General features: G+C 37.0%; 25 protein-coding genes and 1 riboswitch. Of the genes, 3 read left to right on the top strand and 22 right to left on the bottom strand.

Annotated features, from left to right (window positions below; translation table 11 throughout):
• Positions 1 to 2 precede the first annotated feature (2 nt).
• The 11 genes from sufC to M014_RS0125215 all read right to left on the bottom strand — a co-directional run bounded on the left by sufC (position 3) and on the right by M014_RS0125215 (position 8,237).
• Positions 3 to 788: a Fe-S cluster assembly ATPase SufC gene (gene sufC / locus M014_RS0125275; RefSeq protein ID WP_026594174.1), complete on the bottom strand. Its 786-nt coding sequence runs from the start codon at positions 786 to 788 to the stop codon at positions 3 to 5.
• Positions 789 to 1,025: 237 nt separating this feature from the next.
• Positions 1,026 to 1,832: a methionine ABC transporter substrate-binding lipoprotein MetQ gene (gene metQ / locus M014_RS0125270; RefSeq protein ID WP_026594173.1), complete on the bottom strand. Its 807-nt coding sequence runs from the start codon at positions 1,830 to 1,832 to the stop codon at positions 1,026 to 1,028.
• Positions 1,833 to 1,935: 103 nt separating this feature from the next.
• Positions 1,936 to 2,748 carry a methionine ABC transporter substrate-binding lipoprotein MetQ gene (gene metQ, locus M014_RS0125265; RefSeq protein ID WP_026594172.1) on the bottom strand — a complete coding sequence of 271 codons (813 nt, stop codon included), beginning with the start codon at positions 2,746 to 2,748 and terminating at the stop codon, positions 1,936 to 1,938.
• A gap of 27 nt (positions 2,749 to 2,775) precedes the next feature.
• Positions 2,776 to 3,441, bottom strand: a complete 666-nt coding sequence (locus tag M014_RS0125260) for a methionine ABC transporter permease (RefSeq protein ID WP_026594171.1) — start codon at positions 3,439 to 3,441, stop codon at positions 2,776 to 2,778.
• Positions 3,434 to 4,459 (bottom strand): methionine ABC transporter ATP-binding protein, encoded by a 1,026-nt coding sequence (locus M014_RS0125255; protein WP_026594170.1) that lies wholly within the window; start codon positions 4,457 to 4,459, stop codon positions 3,434 to 3,436. Before M014_RS0125255 ends, M014_RS0125260 begins: the two co-directional genes overlap by 8 nt.
• Positions 4,460 to 4,767: 308 nt before the next feature.
• Positions 4,768 to 4,877, bottom strand: a riboswitch (SAM riboswitch).
• 125 nt (positions 4,878 to 5,002) lie between these two features.
• The gene (locus M014_RS0125250; RefSeq protein WP_026594169.1) at positions 5,003 to 5,347 is read right to left on the bottom strand and encodes a hypothetical protein; all 345 of its coding nucleotides are present in this window, start codon (positions 5,345 to 5,347) and stop codon (positions 5,003 to 5,005) included.
• A gap of 151 nt (positions 5,348 to 5,498) precedes the next feature.
• Positions 5,499 to 5,807, bottom strand: a complete 309-nt coding sequence (locus M014_RS0125245; protein ID WP_090695086.1) for a thioredoxin family protein — start codon at positions 5,805 to 5,807, stop codon at positions 5,499 to 5,501.
• Between the two features lie 3 nt (positions 5,808 to 5,810).
• Positions 5,811 to 6,155 carry a toprim domain-containing protein gene (locus M014_RS0125240; RefSeq protein WP_026594167.1) on the bottom strand — a complete coding sequence of 115 codons (345 nt, stop codon included), beginning with the start codon at positions 6,153 to 6,155 and terminating at the stop codon, positions 5,811 to 5,813.
• A 296-nt stretch (positions 6,156 to 6,451) separates the two neighbouring features.
• On the bottom strand, positions 6,452 to 6,835 hold the full coding sequence (gene gcvH, locus M014_RS0125230; protein ID WP_026594166.1) for a glycine cleavage system protein GcvH: 384 nt from the start codon (positions 6,833 to 6,835) through the stop codon (positions 6,452 to 6,454).
• A 41-nt stretch (positions 6,836 to 6,876) separates the two neighbouring features.
• Positions 6,877 to 7,242: an arsenate reductase family protein gene (locus M014_RS0125225; RefSeq protein WP_026594165.1), complete on the bottom strand. Its 366-nt coding sequence runs from the start codon at positions 7,240 to 7,242 to the stop codon at positions 6,877 to 6,879.
• Between the two features lie 461 nt (positions 7,243 to 7,703).
• Complete coding sequence (locus tag M014_RS0125215; protein ID WP_026594164.1) at positions 7,704 to 8,237, bottom strand: hypothetical protein; 534 nt, start codon at positions 8,235 to 8,237, stop codon at positions 7,704 to 7,706.
• Between the two features lie 143 nt (positions 8,238 to 8,380).
• On the opposite strand from M014_RS0125215, the gene M014_RS0125210 reads away from it, so the two are divergent.
• The gene (locus M014_RS0125210) at positions 8,381 to 9,034 is read left to right on the top strand and encodes a phosphatase PAP2 family protein (RefSeq protein ID WP_026594163.1); all 654 of its coding nucleotides are present in this window, start codon (positions 8,381 to 8,383) and stop codon (positions 9,032 to 9,034) included.
• A gap of 79 nt (positions 9,035 to 9,113) precedes the next feature.
• Here M014_RS0125210 and M014_RS0125205 read toward each other — a convergent pair whose 3' ends face one another.
• The 7 genes from M014_RS0125205 to M014_RS0125170 form a co-directional block, all read right to left on the bottom strand.
• A complete protein-coding gene (locus M014_RS0125205; protein ID WP_026594162.1) occupies positions 9,114 to 10,127 on the bottom strand; it encodes a PTS transporter subunit IIC in 1,014 nt (337 codons plus the stop codon).
• Positions 10,128 to 10,147: 20 nt separating this feature from the next.
• A complete protein-coding gene (locus tag M014_RS0125200) occupies positions 10,148 to 11,098 on the bottom strand; it encodes an L-lactate dehydrogenase (protein WP_026594161.1) in 951 nt (316 codons plus the stop codon).
• Positions 11,099 to 11,351: 253 nt separating this feature from the next.
• A complete protein-coding gene (locus M014_RS0125195; RefSeq protein WP_026594160.1) occupies positions 11,352 to 11,600 on the bottom strand; it encodes a spore coat protein in 249 nt (82 codons plus the stop codon).
• Positions 11,601 to 11,613: 13 nt separating this feature from the next.
• On the bottom strand, positions 11,614 to 11,799 hold the full coding sequence (locus tag M014_RS0125190; RefSeq protein ID WP_016112410.1) for a hypothetical protein: 186 nt from the start codon (positions 11,797 to 11,799) through the stop codon (positions 11,614 to 11,616).
• Between the two features lie 322 nt (positions 11,800 to 12,121).
• Complete coding sequence (locus tag M014_RS0125185) at positions 12,122 to 13,906, bottom strand: acyl-CoA dehydrogenase family protein (RefSeq protein WP_026594159.1); 1,785 nt, start codon at positions 13,904 to 13,906, stop codon at positions 12,122 to 12,124.
• Positions 13,907 to 14,251: 345 nt separating this feature from the next.
• A complete protein-coding gene (locus M014_RS0125175; protein WP_026594158.1) occupies positions 14,252 to 15,427 on the bottom strand; it encodes an acetyl-CoA C-acetyltransferase in 1,176 nt (391 codons plus the stop codon).
• A gap of 21 nt (positions 15,428 to 15,448) precedes the next feature.
• A complete protein-coding gene (locus M014_RS0125170) occupies positions 15,449 to 17,830 on the bottom strand; it encodes a 3-hydroxyacyl-CoA dehydrogenase/enoyl-CoA hydratase family protein (RefSeq protein WP_026594157.1) in 2,382 nt (793 codons plus the stop codon).
• Between the two features lie 237 nt (positions 17,831 to 18,067).
• Between M014_RS0125170 and M014_RS28960 the strand changes: the two genes are divergently transcribed.
• Positions 18,068 to 18,214: a YuzL family protein gene (locus M014_RS28960; RefSeq protein ID WP_003201682.1), complete on the top strand. Its 147-nt coding sequence runs from the start codon at positions 18,068 to 18,070 to the stop codon at positions 18,212 to 18,214.
• Positions 18,215 to 18,471: 257 nt separating this feature from the next.
• On the top strand, positions 18,472 to 19,311 hold the full coding sequence (locus tag M014_RS0125155; RefSeq protein ID WP_026594155.1) for a D-alanyl-D-alanine carboxypeptidase family protein: 840 nt from the start codon (positions 18,472 to 18,474) through the stop codon (positions 19,309 to 19,311).
• A 24-nt stretch (positions 19,312 to 19,335) separates the two neighbouring features.
• On the opposite strand, the gene M014_RS0125150 is transcribed toward M014_RS0125155, so the two are convergent.
• From M014_RS0125150 to M014_RS0125135, 4 genes are all read right to left on the bottom strand, one after another.
• The gene (locus M014_RS0125150; protein ID WP_026594154.1) at positions 19,336 to 20,253 is read right to left on the bottom strand and encodes a proline dehydrogenase family protein; all 918 of its coding nucleotides are present in this window, start codon (positions 20,251 to 20,253) and stop codon (positions 19,336 to 19,338) included.
• A 610-nt stretch (positions 20,254 to 20,863) separates the two neighbouring features.
• Entirely contained in the window at positions 20,864 to 21,076 is a 213-nt protein-coding gene (locus M014_RS0125145; RefSeq protein WP_026594153.1) for a hypothetical protein, read from the bottom strand.
• A gap of 45 nt (positions 21,077 to 21,121) precedes the next feature.
• Positions 21,122 to 21,313: a hypothetical protein gene (locus M014_RS0125140; RefSeq protein WP_026594152.1), complete on the bottom strand. Its 192-nt coding sequence runs from the start codon at positions 21,311 to 21,313 to the stop codon at positions 21,122 to 21,124.
• 110 nt (positions 21,314 to 21,423) lie between these two features.
• A complete protein-coding gene (locus M014_RS0125135; protein ID WP_026594151.1) occupies positions 21,424 to 21,672 on the bottom strand; it encodes a YusU family protein in 249 nt (82 codons plus the stop codon).
• Positions 21,673 to 21,753 lie beyond the last annotated feature (81 nt).

Genomic DNA, 21,753 nt, shown 5'->3' with positions numbered 1-21,753 from the left:
TCTTACGCTTCTTGCTCTGCTGTTTCGTCTTCAATACCTAATTCTTTTTTGATCCAGTCGTAACCTTCAGCTTCTAAACGTTGTGCAAGCTCAGGGCCACCAGATTTAACAATGCGACCGTTCATCATAACGTGAACGAAGTCTGGAGTGATATAGTTTAATAAACGTTGGTAATGCGTAATCATTAGGCAACCGAACTCTTCGCCGCGCATTTCGTTAATACCTTTAGATACAACTTTTAATGCATCGATATCAAGACCAGAGTCGATCTCATCTAAGATTGCGATTTTTGGCTCAATCATCATTAATTGAAGAATTTCATTACGTTTTTTCTCACCGCCAGAGAAACCTTCGTTTAAGTAACGTTGTGCCATTTCTGGATCCATTTCTAGGAATTCCATATTTTTATCTAATGTACGGATAAATTTCATAAGAGAAATTTCATCGCCCTCTTCGCGTCGTGCGTTAATTGCAGAACGTAAGAAGTCAGCGTTTGTTACTCCGCTAATTTCACTTGGATATTGCATTGCTAGGAATAGACCCGCTTGTGCGCGCTCATCTACTTCCATTTCTAATACATCTTCACCGTCGATTACGATGCTACCTTCTGTTACTTCATATTTTGGGTGACCCATAATTGCAGAAGATAAAGTTGATTTACCCGTTCCGTTAGGTCCCATAATTGCGTGGATTTCTCCACCTTTTACTTCAAGGTTTACACCTTTTAAAATTTCTTTACCATCGATTGATACATGTAAGTCTTTAACCGTTAATGTAGAACCAGCCATCTCAATACCTCCATTAATCCTATATATACATTTTAAAAATTCCTAAAACGTTCACATTCTCATTTTATTCTCATTCTAATTTTATATCAAATAAAATGATATCGCAAACACTGAAAAAAAGTAACAATTTTTTCACAAATGTACATAAGTATTTCCCTCACATCCTACTATGATACACCTTTCTTCTTATTTATATAAAGAAAAAAGGACTGGAAATTTCCTAGCCCTTTCCTACGCCTATTCACTTACTGGAAGTACTGCTCCCTTGTACTCTTTCTTAATAAAATCTTGAATTTCTTTCGAGTGTAACACTTCTACAAGCTCTTTAATTTCTTTTCTATTTTCGTCACCTTTACGAACGGCAATAATATTTGCATAAGGAGACTCTGATCCTTCAATAGCAATTGCATCTTTTGTTGGGTTTAATTTTGCATCAATTGCATAGTTTGAGTTAATAAATAACGCATCACCTTCATTATTTTCGTATAACTTTGGTGAAAGCCCTGGCTCAACATCTGTTTTAAACTTCAAGTTCTTTGGATTCTCGACAATATCTTTGACTGTTGCTTTAACGATATCTACACCATCTTTCAGTTTAATGACGCCGCCTTTTTGCAATAATGCAAGCATACGACCACGTTCTGCTACGTTATTACTCATAATTACCGTTCCGTCATTTGGAAGGTCTTTTAAACTTTTATACTTCTTAGAATAGATTCCCATCGGTTCTAAATGAATTTTTCCTGCACTTACAATTTTATATCCTTTTTCTTGAATCTCTTTATCTAAATAAGGGATATGTTGAAAATAATTCGCATCAATGTCTTTATCAGCTAACGCTTTATTTGGTAATACATAATCTTGGAATTTTTTAATTTTTAATTTAATACCTTTTTTCTCTAAAATAGGCTCTGCTTTTTCTAAAATAACAGCATGTGGTACATTAGATGCTCCCACAACAAGTGTCTTTTCATCTTTCCCGCCGCAAGCAGCTAATGCAAATACAAAGACTGCTATAAAAATGGATAATATAATTTTCTTCATTAGGTTTCACCCTCTTTTTTGTAATTTTTAGAATTTTTATCGTATATGAGTTTTACTAGGTACAAAATAAGAGCTGGCATTTACCAGCCCTTTTTATAACCTATTATTCTTTTACAGGAACAACAGCTCCCTTATATTCTTTATTAATAAAGTCTTCGATTTCTTTAGAATGTAACACTTCTATAAGAGCTTTAATTTCTTTTTTATCTTTATCGCCTTTACGAACGGCAACTACGTTTGCATATGGAGAGTCATTTCCTTCAATTGCAATCGCGTCTTTCTCTGGGTTTAATTTTGCATCAATCGCATAGTTTGAGTTAATTAAAACCGCATCGCCTTCTTTATTGTTATACACTTGTGGTAATAAACCAGGCTCAATATCTGTTTTGAACTTCAAGTTTTTCGGATTTTCTGCAATATCTTTCGTAGTTGCTTTAACAGGATCTAGACCATCTTTAATTTTTAAAATACCTTCTTTTTGTAAGATTGCTAAACCACGTCCATGGTCAGCAACAGAGTTACTCATAATAATTGTTGCTCCGTCTGGAAGGTCTTTTAAGCTTTTATATTTTTGAGAATATACTCCTATTGGCTCTAAGTGAATTTTCCCTGCTACTTCAAAATCATATTTTTTATCTTTTATTTCTTTTTCTAAGTATGGAATGTGCTGGAAGTAGTTTGCATCTAAGTCCTTATCTGCTAATGATTTATTCGGAAGCACGTAGTCTTGGAATTTTTCAATTTTTAATTCAATTCCTTTTTTCTCAAGTAAAGGTTTTGCCTTTTCTAAAATAACAGCATGCGGTACGTTAGAAGCTCCCACAACAAGTGTCTTTTCATCTTTATCTTTCCCACCACAAGCTGCTAGCCCAAAAATTGAAGTTGAAATAAGTGCTGTAAGTAATAATTTTTTCATGATATAAACACCCTTCCCCGTTTTATTTTATCGTTTATCAATTCGAGTTGTAACAAAATCACCAATAAATTGAATCAAGAAAACAACGAGTAATACACAAATTGTTGCTACAATGGTCACATCGTTATTTCCACGCTGGAATCCTTCTAAATATGCCAGTGTACCAAGCCCACCAGCACCTACAACACCAGCCATTGCTGTATAACCTACTAGAGCAATTGTCGTTACCGTAATACCAGATACAAGCGCTGGAAGCGATTCCGGAATCAATACCTTCCAAATAATTGTGCTTGTTTTCGCTCCCATTGCCTTTGAAGCTTCGATCACGCCTTTATCAATTTCACGAAGTGCGATTTCAACCATCCTTGCATAAAACGGTGCTGCTCCAATAATTAAAGCCGGTAGTGCTGCGCTTGCTCCAAGAATTGTTCCAAGAAGAATCTTCGTAAATGGAATTAATAAAATAATTAAAATGATAAATGGAATAGAACGAAAAATATTTACAAATGCTCCAATCCCTGTGTGAATCGCTTTGTTTTCCCACAAATTATCCTTTGCCGTCATGAAAAGTAACAATCCTAAAATAAGACCGAAACCAAATGTCGCAAGTGCTGCGATTGCCGTCATATATAATGTTTCACCTGTCGCTTCTAGCATTTGATTCCAATCTACATTTGCGAGTAACTTATCCATGTGCAATCACCTCCAGCTCTACTTGATCTTGATGTATTCCTTGAATTGCTTGCTGGATCGCTGTTTCCTCACCGTTTAAATGAACGACTAAACTGCCGTAAGAGCCGTTATTCGTTTGTGCGATATTCCCTTGCAAAATGCTAACTTCAATATCACTGCGTTGCATTAGCCTTTGAAGTACGGGACGTTCTACCGCTTCACCAATAAACTGCAAGCGAATTACTTTTCCATCTGGATACTTTTCTATTAAACTCTCAATTGTTTCATTTGTATCTTCTGAATCAGTTAGCTGCTGTACAAATCTTTTTGTAATATCCTGTTTTGGATTACGGAATACGTCAAGTACAGGACCACTTTCTACAATCTTCCCTTTCTCCATTACCGCAACGCGATTACAAATTTTTCGAATTACGTGCATCTCATGTGTAATTAGTACAATTGTCAAACCGAGGCGCTTATTAATATCTAATAGTAAATCTAAAATTTGATCTGTCGTTTCTGGATCAAGAGCCGAAGTTGCTTCATCACATAGAAGAACTTTTGGATTATTCGCTAACGCTCTCGCGATACCGACACGCTGCTTTTGCCCACCGCTCAATTGAGATGGATATGCGTCTCCTCTTCCTTCTAATCCAACAAGACGAATTAACTCTTCCACACGCTTTCTTCTTTCCGCTTTATCAACACCCGCAATTTCAAGTGGAAAAGCGATATTTTCACGTACAGTTCGTGACCAAAGTAAGTTGAAATGTTGAAAAATCATTCCGATTTCTTGTCTTGCCTTGCGAAGTTCATTACCAGTAATTGCTGAAATAACACGATTAGCTATCGTGATCTGTCCGGAAGTTGGTTTCTCTAATTGATTAAACAACCTAATCAAAGAGCTTTTTCCAGCACCACTATATCCAATAACACCAAAGATTTCGCCTTTCTCTATTTGTAAATTGGCATTATCCACAGCAGTGACATCACCGCTTTTTGACTTATATATTTTCTTTACATTTTCTAATAAAATCATGATGTTCACCCCTTTTTTTATTTAAAAAGCGTAAGCGGCTTGCTCAGAACAAGAGGGTGTTGGAACCCCTGACGTAGAGGTGCTTCTTACCTCGCAGGAAGAGGTGAAACGACCGACTGTTCTAGCCGCTGAAGCTGGCGCGGCTCGCTCAGGTTCACTCTACAATTTTTTTATTTTTTCATGTGAGTAATCTTTCGCTCTAGCTCCTCTTATTATTCGAATGTCCTCCTCATTCAAACAACAAAAAAACCTTTCTGCCCCTAGAATGAGCAGAAAGGTTTATATGCATATATCAACATGATCCCTTCCTCTCATCTCTCAAAGCATTTGCTTTGCAGGAATTGGCACCATTTCAACATAAAAGTTGACGGTTGCCGGGCTTCATAGGGCACAGTCCCTCCACCTCTCTTGATAAGAGAAATCAGATTAAATTTTCGTCTGATTTGAAATTTATTAAATTGTCTATATTTTATGACTTGAATTGTATCAACATACAATCACTATGTCAACAAAAAAAATCGCAAAAAGTAAAACTTCAGAATATTAAGCACCTACTCGCATTGGTTTACATATGTGAAATACTGATTCTAATAATAGCATCGTACGATACGTTCCGTTATATTGAACACATCCGCTATTCACCAATGTTTGTAACCTAATATTCCCAGTAACTAACCTCCGTAAGTTTTCTTCCTGAAAGCAAATCAATTGTTCTGTTCCGCGCGCCTCTTTCAAAACTTGTATATACTCTCTTGAAATCTGAAGTGAGCACCTCTCGTCTCCTAAACGAAAATTGATTGTTTTTTCCCCTTGCCGAAGAAGCGGTTCTAAATGGTATTGTGCATTAGCATATGTTACAAATGATTGAAGCAACGAATATAATCCCATTCTAGTCACATCCTTCATATCACTTTCTACTAATACCATTCCATCTTCTCAAAGAGCAATCCTGTTACTTTCTCTCGACAAATAACGTACTACTTCTATCTTTCAGGCATATTTCCCAAGAAATATGTCGAGGCGGCAAAAACTTTGCCGCCTACTGTAATTCTTTATATAAATATTCAACCGAATGAAATGCATATATTTTCTTTATAAGTGTTCCCCGCTCAAATACGAGTAAACAAGGTACACTTTCTACTTCATACTCTTGCGCTAAATGAGGTGCATAGTTTAAATCTAACATTCCTATTTCCAATTCAGATATAGTAGCTTCTACCACTGTTAACATCTTCTTTGCTAATTGGCATGTTCCACACATCGGTGTATATACATATAATACTGTTTTTTCTTGGTCTGCTATTAGAGCTGTTACTTCAACACCTGTCCAGTCAATCACTTCTATCATTCCTTACCGTAAATATTCTGTATAAACGTCAATGTCAGCTCCCCATAATACGTTCGCTAAATGATTAGAAGGAGCAGTTGCCACTTCACGATACGAACGATCAATGTAAATATGCTCAGCTTGCGGGAATTCTTTCCGAAATTGTTTTCTAAGCTTCTCTCCTGCGGCATCAGCATCCACTAGTACATATACATCTTTATCAAAAAACTGATCAATGAGTTCATCCATTTTCGACAAACCAATTGTACCATTTGTACAAACAATTTCCACTGGTTCCCGAATAATAGATTCAATCTTTCTTCTATCTGATTTTCCTTCGACAATAATGACTTTCTCTACATAGACCATATGTCATCACCCGATCACCATATACTATAAAAACAACCTTACTTTAGTATATAGTATATTCGATATTTTCATGTTGTTTCCTGTTTATTTTTGCAAAGAAAAGCGGAAGCGGCTCGCTCAGAACAGGAAGACGTTGGCGCTTCTGACGAAGAGGCGCCCTTTGCCTCACAGGAAGGAGCGAAACGACTGACTGTTCTTGCCGCTGAAGCTAGACATCAAGAAAAGCGGAAGCAGCTCGCTCACAGTGCAAAATAAAAGGGACAGCACATAGGCTGTCCCTTTTATTTCGATTAAAATTAGTCTTGGTTTGTCATTTCTGCGTATTGTTCTGCAGATAATAACTTCTCTACTTCACTTGCATCAGAAAGTTCAACTTTAACCATCCATGCACCTTCGTACGGAGATTCGTTAACAAGTTCTGGTTGATCGCTTAATTCTTCGTTTACTGCCACAACTTTACCACTTACAGGTGCGTATAATTCAGAAACTGTTTTAACAGATTCTACGCTGCCGAATGGCTCGTCAGCCTCAATTGTTGCACCTACTTCAGGAAGTTCAACGAATACGATATCGCCTAACTCACTTTGTGCGAAATGAGTAATACCGATAACAACTTGGTTGCCTTCAGTTTTTACCCATTCGTGTTCTTCAGAGTAACGTAAATGATTTGGAATGCTCATGACTGTACCTCCAGTGAATGTATTAATTATGTAAAAATACCTTATTGGTACTTTTTCCACACACTTTCAAACTGCTCTTCGTTAAAACCAAGTGTTACATTCGTACCATCTGTTACGATTGGACGTTTAATCAACATGCCATCAGATGCTAAAAGCTCAAACAATTCGTCTTCACTTGCTTCCTTTAACTTATCTTTTAAGCCAAGTTCACGGTAACGCATTCCACTTGTATTAAAGAATTTTTTTAATGGCAATTCACTTTTCGCATGTAAATTACGCAAATCTTCTTTTGACGGTGGATTTCCAACAATATGAATCATTTCATATGCTACATCGTTTGCCTCAAACCATTTTTTCGCTTTTTGACATGTGCCACACTTTGGATATGAATAAAATGTTACTGTCATAAATTCACCTACTTTTTGCTAACCTTTATCTTTATCATATAGAAAACATTCTATTATTTCAAACGATTCTTCTCCAAACTTTAACTTATTTCGTCACAATTTTCTTTTCCCCTGCAAATTTTCCTTATTTTCCGCCATTTTTATATTTAAAATATTTTCCTCTCAATTTATCGTGTATGTTAAACACGAACATATATCTTAAACAAACGTTTATTTGATAGATTAAACACCATAAAGTGAAACTTTAATCAGCGGGGTTTTCTTCATCCTCCACTGATTATTTGCCCTCACTAATTGGGGTTTTACTGGAAGTTTATCTCCCATCTAACCTCTTTGCTTGTGCTGAATGTTGAAGTGGGAGTATGACTGCCCACGAATAGCAGGATAAACACGAACATACATCTTAAACAAACGTTTGATTAAATAAATCAAACAGAAGAAGCTCCTAAATCAAGAGCTTCTTACTGCCTACTCAAATAATCCGCAATCGTTTGAAATACATATATATACATATTATGAATGCTTTGTTCTGAAATCGTATCATTGTATAAATCGGTACCCCAAATTTGTCCCTCACCACTTCCAACGTTTACAAATCCTTGTGTATACATCATTGCTCCATTTCTTGGCGCATTATGATAATCTAAATCTTTTTCAGTAAAAATGAAATAGGGCCGATCCTTTAAACCAATAAAAAACACTGGCTTTTTCAACCCTAAAAATAGATCTGTATATTTTTCTTTTGATGCTTCTTCAAAATGTTCTTTCATAACGAGAAATCCGTCAACTTCTTCAGATCTCTCCTTCATTTCATCTAACTTTATTTTCTCAAACTTTATATTTCTAAACGTATCCTTTGGTACCTCACCCACAACTCCAATAGCCAATGCCCTTCCGCTATACTCTTGAACAGGTGGTATATCCTTATTTTGTGCACACCCCACCCCTATTAGACATAACAATATAAGAAAACAAAAATTCAGCAAACGCTTCATTCTTACTCCCCCCATCTCAAAAGTCAAGTGACAAAAATGTAAGGCAAATTCAAAAAAATGTAAGTAAAATCGATAGCTCATTTTGATTTTCTATATTATAATCAATTGGATTTACTTACATTACTAAACACTAGGAGATTTTCATGAAAAAATATAAACTTTCATCTTTTCTTCCCTTAAGTTATATACTTCTACTCGTACTCGTAAGTCCGCTTTACGATGTACTAAATAAATCTGGCGTTCATGCCGTCGACGTTACGACTATAGTTGATGATTGGATTCCGTTTGTAAAAGTATTTATTATTCCGTATTTACTTTGGTTCCCATACTTATATGGAGCACTCATTTACTATTGTTTCGCTGATCGTAAACAATATTATGTAACATTAAGCAGCGTTATCCTTGGAAAACTAACATGCTTTTCGATTTACTATTTGTGGCAAACAACAGTACCCCGCCCTACAGTAGTAGGGACAGATGTATTTTCTGACTTAGTTCGTTATATTTATAGTATTGATCAACCTGTAAACTGTTTCCCTAGCATCCACGTTCTCACAACATTTGTCATTATGTTAGCTGCTTATAAGCGAAGAGAGCAGCATAAGTGGGAATATTGGATCCTTACGTTCTTTGGTACACTCATTATTTTATCGACATTATTCACAAAACAGCATGCCTTCTTAGATGCAGTTTCTGGCATGGCATTGGCGAGCACATTGTACCTCGGTGTGCAATTATTATTAGTTAACAGAAAAGAAACTGTTACAATCCCAGTAAAACAAACCTATAAAATGTAACAAAAAAGCAGACTGTGGCTTCTTCAGTCTGCTTTTATCTATATAAAGGAGATTTTCAATGTAATATGTTGTTTGGCAATTAAGATTGTGGCACAGTCATATCGCCTGAATGAATTCGGCCTGCTTTTTTTAGCGCAATGTAAATGATATAAGAAACAGCTACTGGAATTACAATGTAAGTGATAACCATCGCTGGTACAACATCAAATCCTTGGCTGGAAATTAAATTAATTGGTGCAATCAAAGAACTTAATCCAAGACCTGCAATTTCTTTACCTGCTTCCAAGTGAAAAATTAGTGCAGATACAGGACCCACAATGGCGCTGGCAACGACAGTTGGGACGAGAATCATTGGATTTTTAGTAATGTTCGGCAACTGTACTTTCGGAGTACAAAGCGCTTGTGCTAAAATACCACCCAAATTGTTTTCTTTTGCTGAGATAACAGAGAATCCGATAAATTGAGCTACACATCCTGCAAGTGCTGCACCGCCTGCAACACCGTCTAGGCTAAGCGCAATTGCTAAAGCAGCTGATGATGCTGGAGAAATAAGTAATAGTCCCCAAACAACTGAAAGTACAATAGAAGCAATAAATGGGCTACCAGCTGAGCTATCTTTAATAAACGCTCCAACTATATTTAAAACAGGGCTAATATTTTGAGCTAACCAAATACCAACTATGCCTGAGCCTAGTATTGCCACAAATGGAACGAGCATCATATCTAAAGCAGTTTTCCCGCTTAATCGTTTACCGATATAGACCGCTAGAGTTGCTGTTAATAATGCACCGATCGGTTCACCAGTTTTAATGATTAGACCAGCTTCAGTAATCGAAATCGATCCTGCTCCAATCGCCCCGGCGACCATCGCTGAGAAAATGACAAGCCCGTTTGCTCCAAGCATGAAAGCAATCCCTGCTCCAATTGCTGGTGCCATAAGTGATTTCGCGACAACACCAATTGTAATTAACATCGGAATATCAACAATTCTTCCTATATTTTCTATCAGTAAACCAATTCCAAGTGATACGAAAATACCTTGTGCAATTCCGGCAGAACCTTTAAAAACACGAGACATTATATAGTCCTTCATCTGTTTCACCTTCTCCTAGTTTAGTAACCGATTGTTTTCATATAGTCACGTAAAATATCATTGGATTGTGCAAATCGGCTTTCCTCGGCTTCTGTTAAGTTTAGTTCAACGACTTCTTTCACACCATCTCTTGTAATAATTGCTGGTACACCTGTGCAAATATTATATTCACCGTACTCACCATCTAAAATGGCTGAAACAGCGATTACACAATGATCATCATTAAAGATAGAGCGTGCGATATAAGCTAGTGAATTCCCAATACCGTAATAAGTAGTTCCTTTACGTTTATAAATTTCCCAACCAGCTTTAGCAGTTTTCTCAACAATTTCATCTAAATCAATTTCGCCGAAACGCTCTTTTTGTTCATCTAAAATTTGCAAGATTGGTTTCCCGCCAACTGTAACATGAGACCAGGCAACCATTTGAGAGTCACCATGCTCACCTAATGAATAACCGTGAATACTACGAGGATCCACTTCAAGCATTTCAGATAAAATTGTTCTCAAGCGTGAAGAGTCTAAAGATGTTCCTGTACCAAGCACACGGTTTCTTGGTAAACCAGACACTTTCCAAACTTGATAAGTAATAATATCAACTGGATTTGATGCGATTAAGAAGATGCCATCAAATCCACTTGCCATTACACCTTCTACAACACTTTCCATAATCTTCGCGCTTGCTCCCAAAGTATCCAAGCGACTTTGTCCTGGTTTTGGAGCTGGACCTGCTGTAATAATAACAATATCCATATCTTTGCAGTCTTCATAAGTACCTGCATATACTTTTGTTCTTGTATTTGTAAAGTTAATGCAGTGTGATAAATCCATCGCTTCTCCAACTGCACGTTCATAATTTATATCAATTAATGCTAGTTCTTCACAGATACCTTGATTCACAATTGAATATGCGCAGCTTGATCCAACTAATCCAGTGCCAATAATTGCGATTTTTCTTGTGTTTCTATTCATAAGAACCTCTCCTAAATCATTATGTAATGTTTTTGTTCTTTACACTTTTTATTATAGAGATTCGCACTATAGAAACCATGGATACTTTGTGAAATATTGAACAATCTTTTTGTACTTTTTGTGACATACCCTAAAAATTTTTCGTCATATTTGTTACAACTAGAAAAATATTTCACACATATGCATTGATATATACAAATACGAAAAAGCGAGTGAATGATCATCTGATATTCACTCGCTTTTTCGTATTTTATTATTGTGCATTTAGCTGACTTTTCAATTGCTGAACAACCATTGGATTCGCAGGAGCAGCTGGTTGATAATAATTTTTTTGCTTCGCATATTCATATACCTTACGTTGCCTTAATTCATCTTGATTTCGAATGTGAATCAACGTTTGATGTAACTGTGCGTTATCCGATTGCGCTATGTAATTCGCATAACCCGTTAAACTAGCATTTAACTCCGCTAAATAATCGTTCACCATATCTTTTTCATTCATAGTCTATACACTCCTAACCTAAAAAGGACATTAATTGTTGTCTTGTATTTCTTGCCGCTTGTGCATCTTGCTGTAGCATTTGCTTCAATTGAGGATCTGTACACTGCTGCGCATACTGATCTAATTTATTCGCAACTGTCGCATGCCCTCCAATAATATGACGTAAATTTTCAAGCTCAAGCTCTGTTAAATTTGGCATAATAAAACCCTTCCTTTCTTTGTTCATTCACCATTTAGTATCTATTAATTTTGGGATTGTATGCATGTGAAGTGATGACATAAAATGATGATTCACTAAAAAAAGATGAATGATCACATTCACCTTTTACTTAAAAAATCATAGTCATTTTAGCAAGCTTGTCTTACAAAGATAGTATTGTAAGAACACTTTATCCGAAGTTGATTTAGATGATCGTGTTCATGCGTATATTGATACGATTAATCCAGATATCGATTTTATACAGCGATTACTCACAAAAAAATCCGACAGCCCTTATAGGGTTGCCGGATTCTCAAAACAATTAAACTGTATAACGCTCATCCTCTAATACTTTCGCAGCAATTTCACGCTTCTTCGGAATTACGTTAAGCGGTGTATGACGAGTTAATTTGCGAAGCGCTGATAACATCATGCGCAGCATATCACCGTTTTCAACTGCGATAATTGTTTCTTTCGCATCTGCTTCAATTTGGTTGAAAGCTTCTTGGCAGAATACTTCAGTGTATAATACTTTTTGTTTATTCTTTTCAAGGCCAGTTGCTTTGATTGCTTTTTCTGTACGAAGAACAGCAGACTCCATTGCGTATAAATTGTTTACGATATCTGCAATGTTAACAAGAACTTCTTGTTCTTTATCTAATGCTTTACCGTATTTTTGGGCAGCTAATCCAGCTACCATTAAGCCGATTTTCTTCGCGTTATTTACTAAATATTTTTGAAGTGCTAATGGCTCATCGCCTACTTCTTCTGGCATCATCATCATTAACTCTTCTTGTAATTTTTGTGCCTTTTGAAGAAGCGGTAATTCACCTTTCATTGCTTTACGTAAGAACGTACCCGGTACGATTAAACGGTTAATTTCGTTCGTACCTTCGAAAATACGGTTAATACGAGAGTCGCGGTACATTCTTTCAATTTCGTACTCTGCCATAAATCCGTAACCACCATGAATTTGAACACCTTCGTCTACTACGTAGTCTAATACTTCAGAACCGAATACTTTATTTAAAGAGCACTCAATTGCATATTCAGCAATTGAAGCTGCAACAGCTTTGCCGTCTTTTACTTCTTCTTCTGATAATGTGCTCATACGGCTTTCAAATAAACCAACTGTACGATATACAGAGCTTTCCGCCGCATAAATTTTCGCTGCCATGTTCGCAAGCTTTTCTTGAATTAATGGGAAACGAGCGATCGGTTGTTTAAACTGTTGACGCTGATTTGCATATTGTGCAGAAATTTCTAGTGCACGTTTTGAAGAACCAACTGTACCAACACCTAATTTATAACGACCGATATTTAAAATGTTAAACGCAATGATATGCCCCTTACCAATTTCACCAAGTACATTTTCTTTCGGCACTAATGCGTCTTCTAAAATTAGCGTACGAGTTGAAGAACATTTAATTCCCATTTTCTTTTCTTCAGGGCTTGTAGATACACCTGGATATTCTTTCTCAACGATAAATGCTGTGAAATGCTCTCCATCAACTTTCGCGTATACAACGAATACATCAGCAAAAGCAGAGTTTGTGATCCATTGTTTCTCACCATTTAATACATAGTGTGTACCTTCTGCATTTAAGCGAGCAGTTGTTCTTGCGCCTAATGCATCCGATCCAGATCCTGGCTCAGTTAATGCGTATGCAGCTAATTTTTCACCAGTTGCTAAAGCAGGTAAATATTTTTTCTTTTGCTCTTCATTACCGAATAAAACGATTGGTAATGATCCGATACCAACGTGAGCGCCATGTGTAATTGCAAAGCCACCAGCACGAGAGAATTTCTCTGCGATTAACGCTGAGCTTACTTTATCAAGCCCAATTCCGCCGTACTCTTCTGGTACATCAGCACCTAATAAACCAAGCTCGCCAGCTTCTTTTAATAAGCGAACAGAACGATCAAACTCATGCTGCTCTAAATATTCAAGCTCTGGGAGAACTTCATTTACAATAAAATCCTCTGTCGTTTTCGCTATCATTTTATGCTCATCGCTATAATCCTCTGGTGTAAATACTTGATCAATCGTAATCTCATCAACTAAAAAGCTGCCGCCTTTAACTGCATTTCCCACTGTTTTTTCCATGAAAAATTCCTCCTTCATATTTTCATAGGCCGCTTCTCTCATTTTGAAAGAAGCTGGCTCACCCTTTATTTTTTATACCCTTTTATTGCTTCCACTTTTTTATTTAATCCAGTTCCAGCGGCTAGAATAATCGGTGACTTCGCTTCTTCCTATGAGGCAAAGAACGCCTCCTCGCCAGAAGCTCCATCCCCCTCGCATTCTAAGCAAGCCGCTTCCACTTTTTATTTAATCCAGTTCCAGCGGCTAGAACAATCGGCCATTTTGCCCCTTCCTCCGAGGCAAAAAGCGCCTCTATGTCAGGAGCTCCAATGTCCTCTTGTTCTGGACGAGCCGCCTCCACTTTTTTTATAGTAATTCAAACACTCCGGCAGCTCCCATTCCCCCGCCGATACACATTGTTACAATACCGAATTGCTCATTGCGGCGTTTCATTTCATGAATAAGAGATAATGTTAATTTTGCTCCTGTACAACCAAGTGGATGTCCAAGTGCGATTGCACCACCGTTTACATTTACCTTTTCTTCATCTAAGCCAAGCTCACGAATTACTTGGATCGATTGAGAAGCAAATGCTTCATTTAGTTCAAATAAGCCGATATCAGATAGTTCTAATCCTGCTAATTTTAACGCTTTTGGAATTGCTGCAATTGGGCCAATTCCCATTACTTCTGGTGGTACACCAGCTACTGCAAATGAGCGGAATTTCGCAAGTGGCTTCATGCCATCGCTCACTGCTTTTTCACGATCCATTAAAAGTACGGATGCTGCTCCATCACTCATTTGTGAAGAGTTACCAGCCGTTACAGAACCGCGAACGTTAAATGCTGGACGTAATTTCCCTAAGATATCTAATGTCGTATCTCCTCTTACACCTTCATCTTGTGAGAATGTAATCATTTCTTCTCGGATTTTGTTATTTGCCCCAACGGTACGCAAAGTTACATCTACAGGTACTGTTTCATCAGCAAACTTCCCTTCAGCTAAAGCTTTTGCCGCACGCTGATGACTTCTTACCGCAAATGCATCTTGCTCTTCACGAGAAATTCCATATTTCACAGCAACTTGCTCTGCTGTATGGCCCATGCCCATATAATATTCTGGAGCCGCTTCCACAAGGCGACTATTTGGACGAACAACGTGCCCCATCATTGGAACCAAACTCATCGATTCTGCTCCACCAGATAATACTGCTTCAGAATGACCAAGCATAATGCGTTCTGCACCGTAAGCGATACTTTGTAGCCCTGAAGAACAGTAACGGTTAATTGTAATAGCTGGAACATCGTAAGAAAGTCCCGCTAACCCACCGATATTACGTGCCATATTTAAACCTTGCTCTGCTTCTGGCATCGCACAACCGAAAATTAAATCATCAATTGGTCCTTCATAATTATTCGCACGTTTTAATGTTTCTTTTACTACTAATGCTCCTAAATCATCAGGACGAACTGTTTTTAATGAACCTCTCTTTGCCTTACCAATTGGCGTTCTTGCTCCCGCAACAATGACAGCTTCTCTCATGAACGATATCTCCCCTCGTTATTAGTTACGTAATGGCTTTCCTTTTACAAGCATGTGCTGCATTCTTGCTTGTGATTTCATCTCACTTACTAAGCTAATAAATGCTTCACGTTCCACATCTAATAAGTATTGCTCATCAACTTCTGTTCCGTACGGTACTTTTCCGCCTGCAATTACATATGCAAGTTTCTTCGCAATATGAAGATCATATTCAGAAATGTAACCAGATAAATGCATTGCTTCTGCTCCAAGTGCGAGAGTTGCATATCCCGTTTCACCAACAACTGGTATCTTTTTGCGGATAGGTGCTTTATAACCCGCTTCATATAAAGCAAGTGCTTTTTGTTTCGCATCGTATAGTAAGTGATCACCATTCACACTAATACCATCTTTATCGCCTAAGAAGTTATGAGAAACTGCTTCTTGCGCAGATGTTGAAACTTTCGCCATCGCTACTGTCTCAAATACTTTGTTTGCAACCTTTTGCAGATCAAACTCTACACCGTTTGCCATTTTATTTAAATGTTTAATGTATAACTCTTTGTTACCGCCACCGCCAGGGATTAAACCAACCCCAACTTCTACTAATCCCATGTATGTCTCACTAGAAGCTTGAATGCTCGCTGCTGGTAAGCAAACTTCTGTACCGCCGCCAAGTGTCATACCGTATGGTGCTGCCACGACTGGTTTTGAGCAGTACTTAATTTTCATCATTGCATCTTGGAAGTTTTTCACGACCCACTCAATTTCAAAGTAGTTATCATCTTGTGCTTCCATTAAAATCATCGCAAGGTTTGCACCAACGCAGAAGTTTTTCGATTGGTTCCCGATAACAAGTCCTTTATAATTCTTTTCCACTTCATCAACAGCGTAGTTAATCATTTGCGTAATATCCATACCAATTGCATTGCTCTTTGAATGGAATTCTAAGCAAAGGACGCCATCGCCTAAATCGATTAAGCTCGCACCACTATTTTTCTTTAACACGCCATTTTTCTCTTTTAGTTGTTTAAGCGAAATTGCTTTTTTATTACGTTCAATCAGCTTATATTCACCGTTATCGTAGTAATAGCTTTCACCGTTATCCTGTTTATAGAAAGTACTAAATCCTTTCTCTAACATGTCTTTTACCCATGCCGGAACAACTTTGCCGTTTTCTTCCATCTTTTGAACGGATTTTTCTACGCCAATTGCGTCCCAAATTTCAAATGGGCCTTGTTCCCAGCCAAATCCCCACTTCATCGCTTGGTCAATTGCAACAATATCGTCTGCGATTTCTTTATGAAGCTTCGCTGAATATAAAAGAGTTGGCGTAATAATATTCCATAGCAACTCTCCTGCACGATCTTTCGCATATACAAGCGCTTTCAATTTATTCGCTAATCCTTTTTCTTGTTTGCTTAACTCTACAGAAGCAGCTTTTAATTTTTTACGTGCTTCATATTCCATCGTTTCAGGATTTAACTCTAAAATTTCTTTTCCTTGTTTTAAGAAGAAACCTTGACCTGTTTTACTTCCAAGCCATTTTTTCTCCAGCATGCCATGCATGAAAGCTGGTACTTTAAATACATCTCGTTCTTCTTCCTGTACATTTTCATATACATTGTTCGCAACGTGAACGAATGTGTCTAAACCAACAACATCTAATGTGCGGAACGTTGCGCTCTTTGGACGACCGATTAATGGACCTGTTACAGAATCCACTTCTCCAACGCTATAGCCGCGCTTAATCATTTCTTGCAACGTCACAAGTAAGCCGTACGTACCGATTCTGTTTCCAATAAAGTTTGGTGTATCTTTCGCGATAACGACACCTTTTCCAAGAACATCTTCACCAAATAATTTCATAAAGTTTAACACTTGTGGATCTGTTTCTTTTGTCGGTATAATCTCTAGAAGTTTTAAATAACGTGGTGGGTTAAAAAAGTGCGTTCCTAAGAAGTGTTTTTGGAAGTCATCTGAACGACCTTCTGCCATTTTTTCAACAGAAATACCCGATGTATTTGAGCTCACAATCGAGCCTGGTTTACGAACAGCATCTACTTTTTCAAATAGTTTCTTCTTAATGTCTAAATTTTCAACAACAACTTCAATAATCCAATCTACATCAGCAAGGCGCTCAAGGTCATCCTCTAAATTACCCGCTTCAATTAATGCTAAATTACCTTTCACTGTAAGAGGAGCTGGTTTTTGCTTTACTAATTTTTGCAGTGCCCCGTTACTAAAACGATTTCTTACACTTTTATGTTCTAACGTAAGTCCCTTCGCTTCCTCTTCTTTTGTAAGCGCCTGTGGTACGATATCAAGCAATAATGTTGGTATACCGATATTGGCTAAATGTGCAGCAATTCCTGAGCCCATTATGCCAGAACCGAGAACAGCAGCCTTTTTAATTTGGAACATCCATTTCTCCCCCTATTCTTGAATGAATGCTCATTCAATTTTTCGACATAAGTCGCAATCAATGAGTGAGCCTCTACTAATAAATATATGATACTGTTTAAATTTTCGCAATATATTTATTGATAAAATTTTCTGAAATAAATTATTTTCTTTGATTTGGGAACTCTATAACTGTGTATTTCTTGATAGAATACGCTTTTTCCTTTTTTAGAATTTAACGAAAATGGAGGAATATATATGGCAAGACTTAAGAAAGACCCATCAAAAGCAGGCGTTAGTGCTGCAAGTGTAACAGGAAATGCAGGTCCAGTTGATCGCGGTATTGAAAAAGGCCGTCAAGGTAACAATCAACAATATAAAAAGCACAACATGGGTGAAAAATAAGGATATATGTGCTTGTTCAAAAAGGAGTATAAAGAGAGCCGAGCAGTTCGACGTACGGAAGCTGGGAAGATACGGAGTGTAGGTGGAGCTACATGTGAACCGGACTGGCGATGTAGCGAAGAAAGCGGGCGGCGATCTTTACCGGACTTTTTGAACTTCCGCTATATTTTTGGGCAGAGAACGTGGCATAATGAGTATTGGGCCACTTTTCTGCCCAATTTATTTGTACATAAGGAAAAACAAAAGAGGGAACGATGATGAAACGAACAATACTCATGATTGTGATGATCGCTACACTGTTTACAAGTATGATTTTCTTCTCTTATGCAAACCAGAAAAAAGACGTGAGAGAGAATCAGCCTGCTATCACTGGGAAATACGCCGTTACAATCGATGCTGATACTGGTGAAATTCTATATGGAAAACGGGAACAAGAACGTTCGTATCCAGCTAGCATAGCAAAAATGATGACAACTCTTCTTTTACTAGAGAATGTGAAAAAAGATGAAGAAATTACAGTCACTAAAAACGCAATAACAACGGAGAGTCAAAGCAAAAAAATTAAACTTCATGCTGGTGAAAAATTAAAAAGAGATGAAGCATTGAAACTCATGCTAATCATCAGTGCCGATCCAATCTCTGAATCCATTGCCGAACATATTGCAGGATCAAAAGAAGAGTTTATCAAAATGATGAATAGACGAGCGAAAGAACTCGGGACAAAGCATGCAACGTTTAAAAACGCGAGCGGAGCTGACGCATTAGGTAATAAAGTATCACCTTATGACATCGCCATCATTACGAAAGAAGCATTAAAATACCCAATTGTGCTAGATTATATGAATACAACGCGCTCAACATTACATACTTCACAGCGCGCCCCAAAAATTGCAAACTATGGCCGCGAGGAACTTTACGATGATCCATATGCAATTGGAAGTAAAAGCGGTTTATCTGCGCTTGGGAAATACACTGTCGTCACAGTCGATGAAAAAGACGGCAAACGAGTTATTAACGTTGTACTGTCTTCTACTCGTACGCAGTTATATCCAGATACGAAAAAGATGGCAAATTATGCATTCAAGCAATTAAAATAACCAAGGAGTATTTTAGCTCCTTGGTTATTTTTTCACCATTCCTTTTAAAACGAACGCAACGTTTGCTGGGCGTTCTGCTAGGCGGCGCATGAAATAGCCATACCAGTCATTTCCATACGGCACATAAACACGCATTTTGTAGCCTTCTTTTACAAGCTCAAGCTGACGTTCTGTACGAATACCATATAGCATTTGGAATTCGAATTGATCGCGTGAAATGTTATGTTCTTCGGCAAGTTTCTTCGTATATTCAATAATTGCTTCATCGTGTGAAGCAATAGCTGTATAATTTCCATTTAATAAGTGCATTTTAATAATTTTTTTATAATTTTCATCTACATCTTTCTTGTCCGGGAACGCCACTTCTTCTGGTTCTTTATAAGCCCCTTTTACAAGACGCAAATTAGGATTATATGCATTTAAATCCTCGATGTCTTTTTCTGTACGATATAGGTAAGCTTGAATAACAGTACCGATATTATCGTATTCAGATTTTAATTGCTTAAAGATCTCAATTGTTTTCCCACATCGCGTATAGTCTTCCATATCAATCGTAACAAACACACCGTTTTCTTTTGCAGCCTCTAAAATGCGGCGCATATTATTCATTACAATTTCATCTGAGATGTCTAATCCCATAGAAGTCATTTTTAAAGAAAGCTGTGAATTGAGTTTTTCGCGTCCAATTGCGCGAATTGCTTCAATCGATTGATCTGCCATTTCGTTTGCTTCTGCTTCATTATCAACGAACTCACCTAAATAGTCGATTGTTACACAAAGTCCTTGCTGATTTAATTGTTTAATGGCTGCAGCAGCTAAATCAATTGTCTCCCCTGCGACAAAGCGCCCTGCACCAAAGCGTAAACCGTACTTCTTAGCCAGTTTTGTTAACGCTTTATTTTTTGACAAAAAAAGAAACGAATTGCGCATTAATTGTTCCATGTAATTCACCCCTATGACTGTACTTTGTCTGTTTTTTACCCCTCTTCTAAATTATATCATTGTTTAAAATTATTTGATACAAATAATTATTTAGATAATTTATAAAATACTATAAAAATGTTTAAAAACCTATAATGTCGCTTTCAAATATTCATAAATTTTTTTCGACATTTAGAAAAAACTATAAAAATAGGTGAGAAGGCTCATTTAAAATAAATATTCGACACTACTCGCACACCTCTTACTTCTCCCTATACATTATACAAAGATACTAATATGACTCAAGATGAATACAAATATAAAGCCCTAAGTGCACGTAATTCACTCCTATAAAAATTACGTGTAGAAACATAGGATTCCGTTTCATTTAAATGCGAAACATGTAAAGATATTTGCTCCTACCTCTACATATTGTGTAGGATTTTTTCATAAAGAGGCTATCCCATAAACGATTTCACCGACTTATGGGATAGCCTCTTTCTTCAACATTAAAGTGAATTATATTTTTTTTACTTTTAAAAGAATAATCGGAACTCCTTTACCTTCATCGGCAAATTCCGCCCAAAAAAACTGTTCTGAAACCATCCAAATCCTAAGGACATATAATAATCTACCTTTTCATCGAAGCTATAATAGCTTTTTTTACAATAAAATAAGTAATAGAAAATAATAAACAAGTACCCATTGTACCAAAAACTGCAATTGAAATTTTACCTGCTAATGTTTCATTCGGATCTAATGCATTAGGTAAAACTGTACCAAAAATTGCAATGCAGGCTAATATAATCATAAGATATTTAAAATTTTTCACTTTTTTATTCATAACTAATTATCCCCTTTATTCCTTAATAGCAAGTTTTCCAACAGATTATTCTTTTTTCAAATCCTTTCCGGCATATTGAACCTCTTGTCCATCTGTTGTCACTTCTCCCGCTTTATCTTTCGTTTTCGGATCACCAAAAATAAGCATCAATAACATAAATGTAGTAAAAGCGCCAACTATGACAATTGCGCCCCATCCGACATACTCCCAAATCTTCGACTTCTTTTCAGCATCCACTTTAATCTCTCCCCTTATATGTAAATTTAAATAAACAATATCAAACATATAAATTTTACAATGTCATATTCTGTCGAAAATAATAAAAAACCACTCTATAAGTGGTTTTTTCAGTCTTTATGGTTACGGTGTTCTTCATTTAACTTCTTAATATCAGCTATTAAATGTACCATTTCTTCTTTTCCATCTGGATACGTTTCATTCCAATGCTTGACTAAAGCTGGCATTGTTTTTGCGATGTAAGAGTACAGTGCCCACTTTTGTACCTGCTCTTTCCTCTCTTCACTGCTTTCCCCTAACAATAGTTCTGTATACTTTTCAAGCAAGCCATCAAACTGCTCATTAAATTTTTCACTCATCTCTGCTATCTCTCCTTTATCACGTTTTATTTTGATAATAAAGAAGTTTATAGAAGGATACAAACTTTGTGCCCCATTTAT

The organism is Bacillus sp. UNC437CL72CviS29 (genome assembly GCF_000482345.1).
Lineage (GTDB): Bacteria > Bacillota > Bacilli > Bacillales > Bacillaceae_G > Bacillus_A > Bacillus_A arachidis.
Note: the sequence above shows the minus strand (reverse complement) of the source record. Positions and strands in the feature narration are given on the sequence as shown.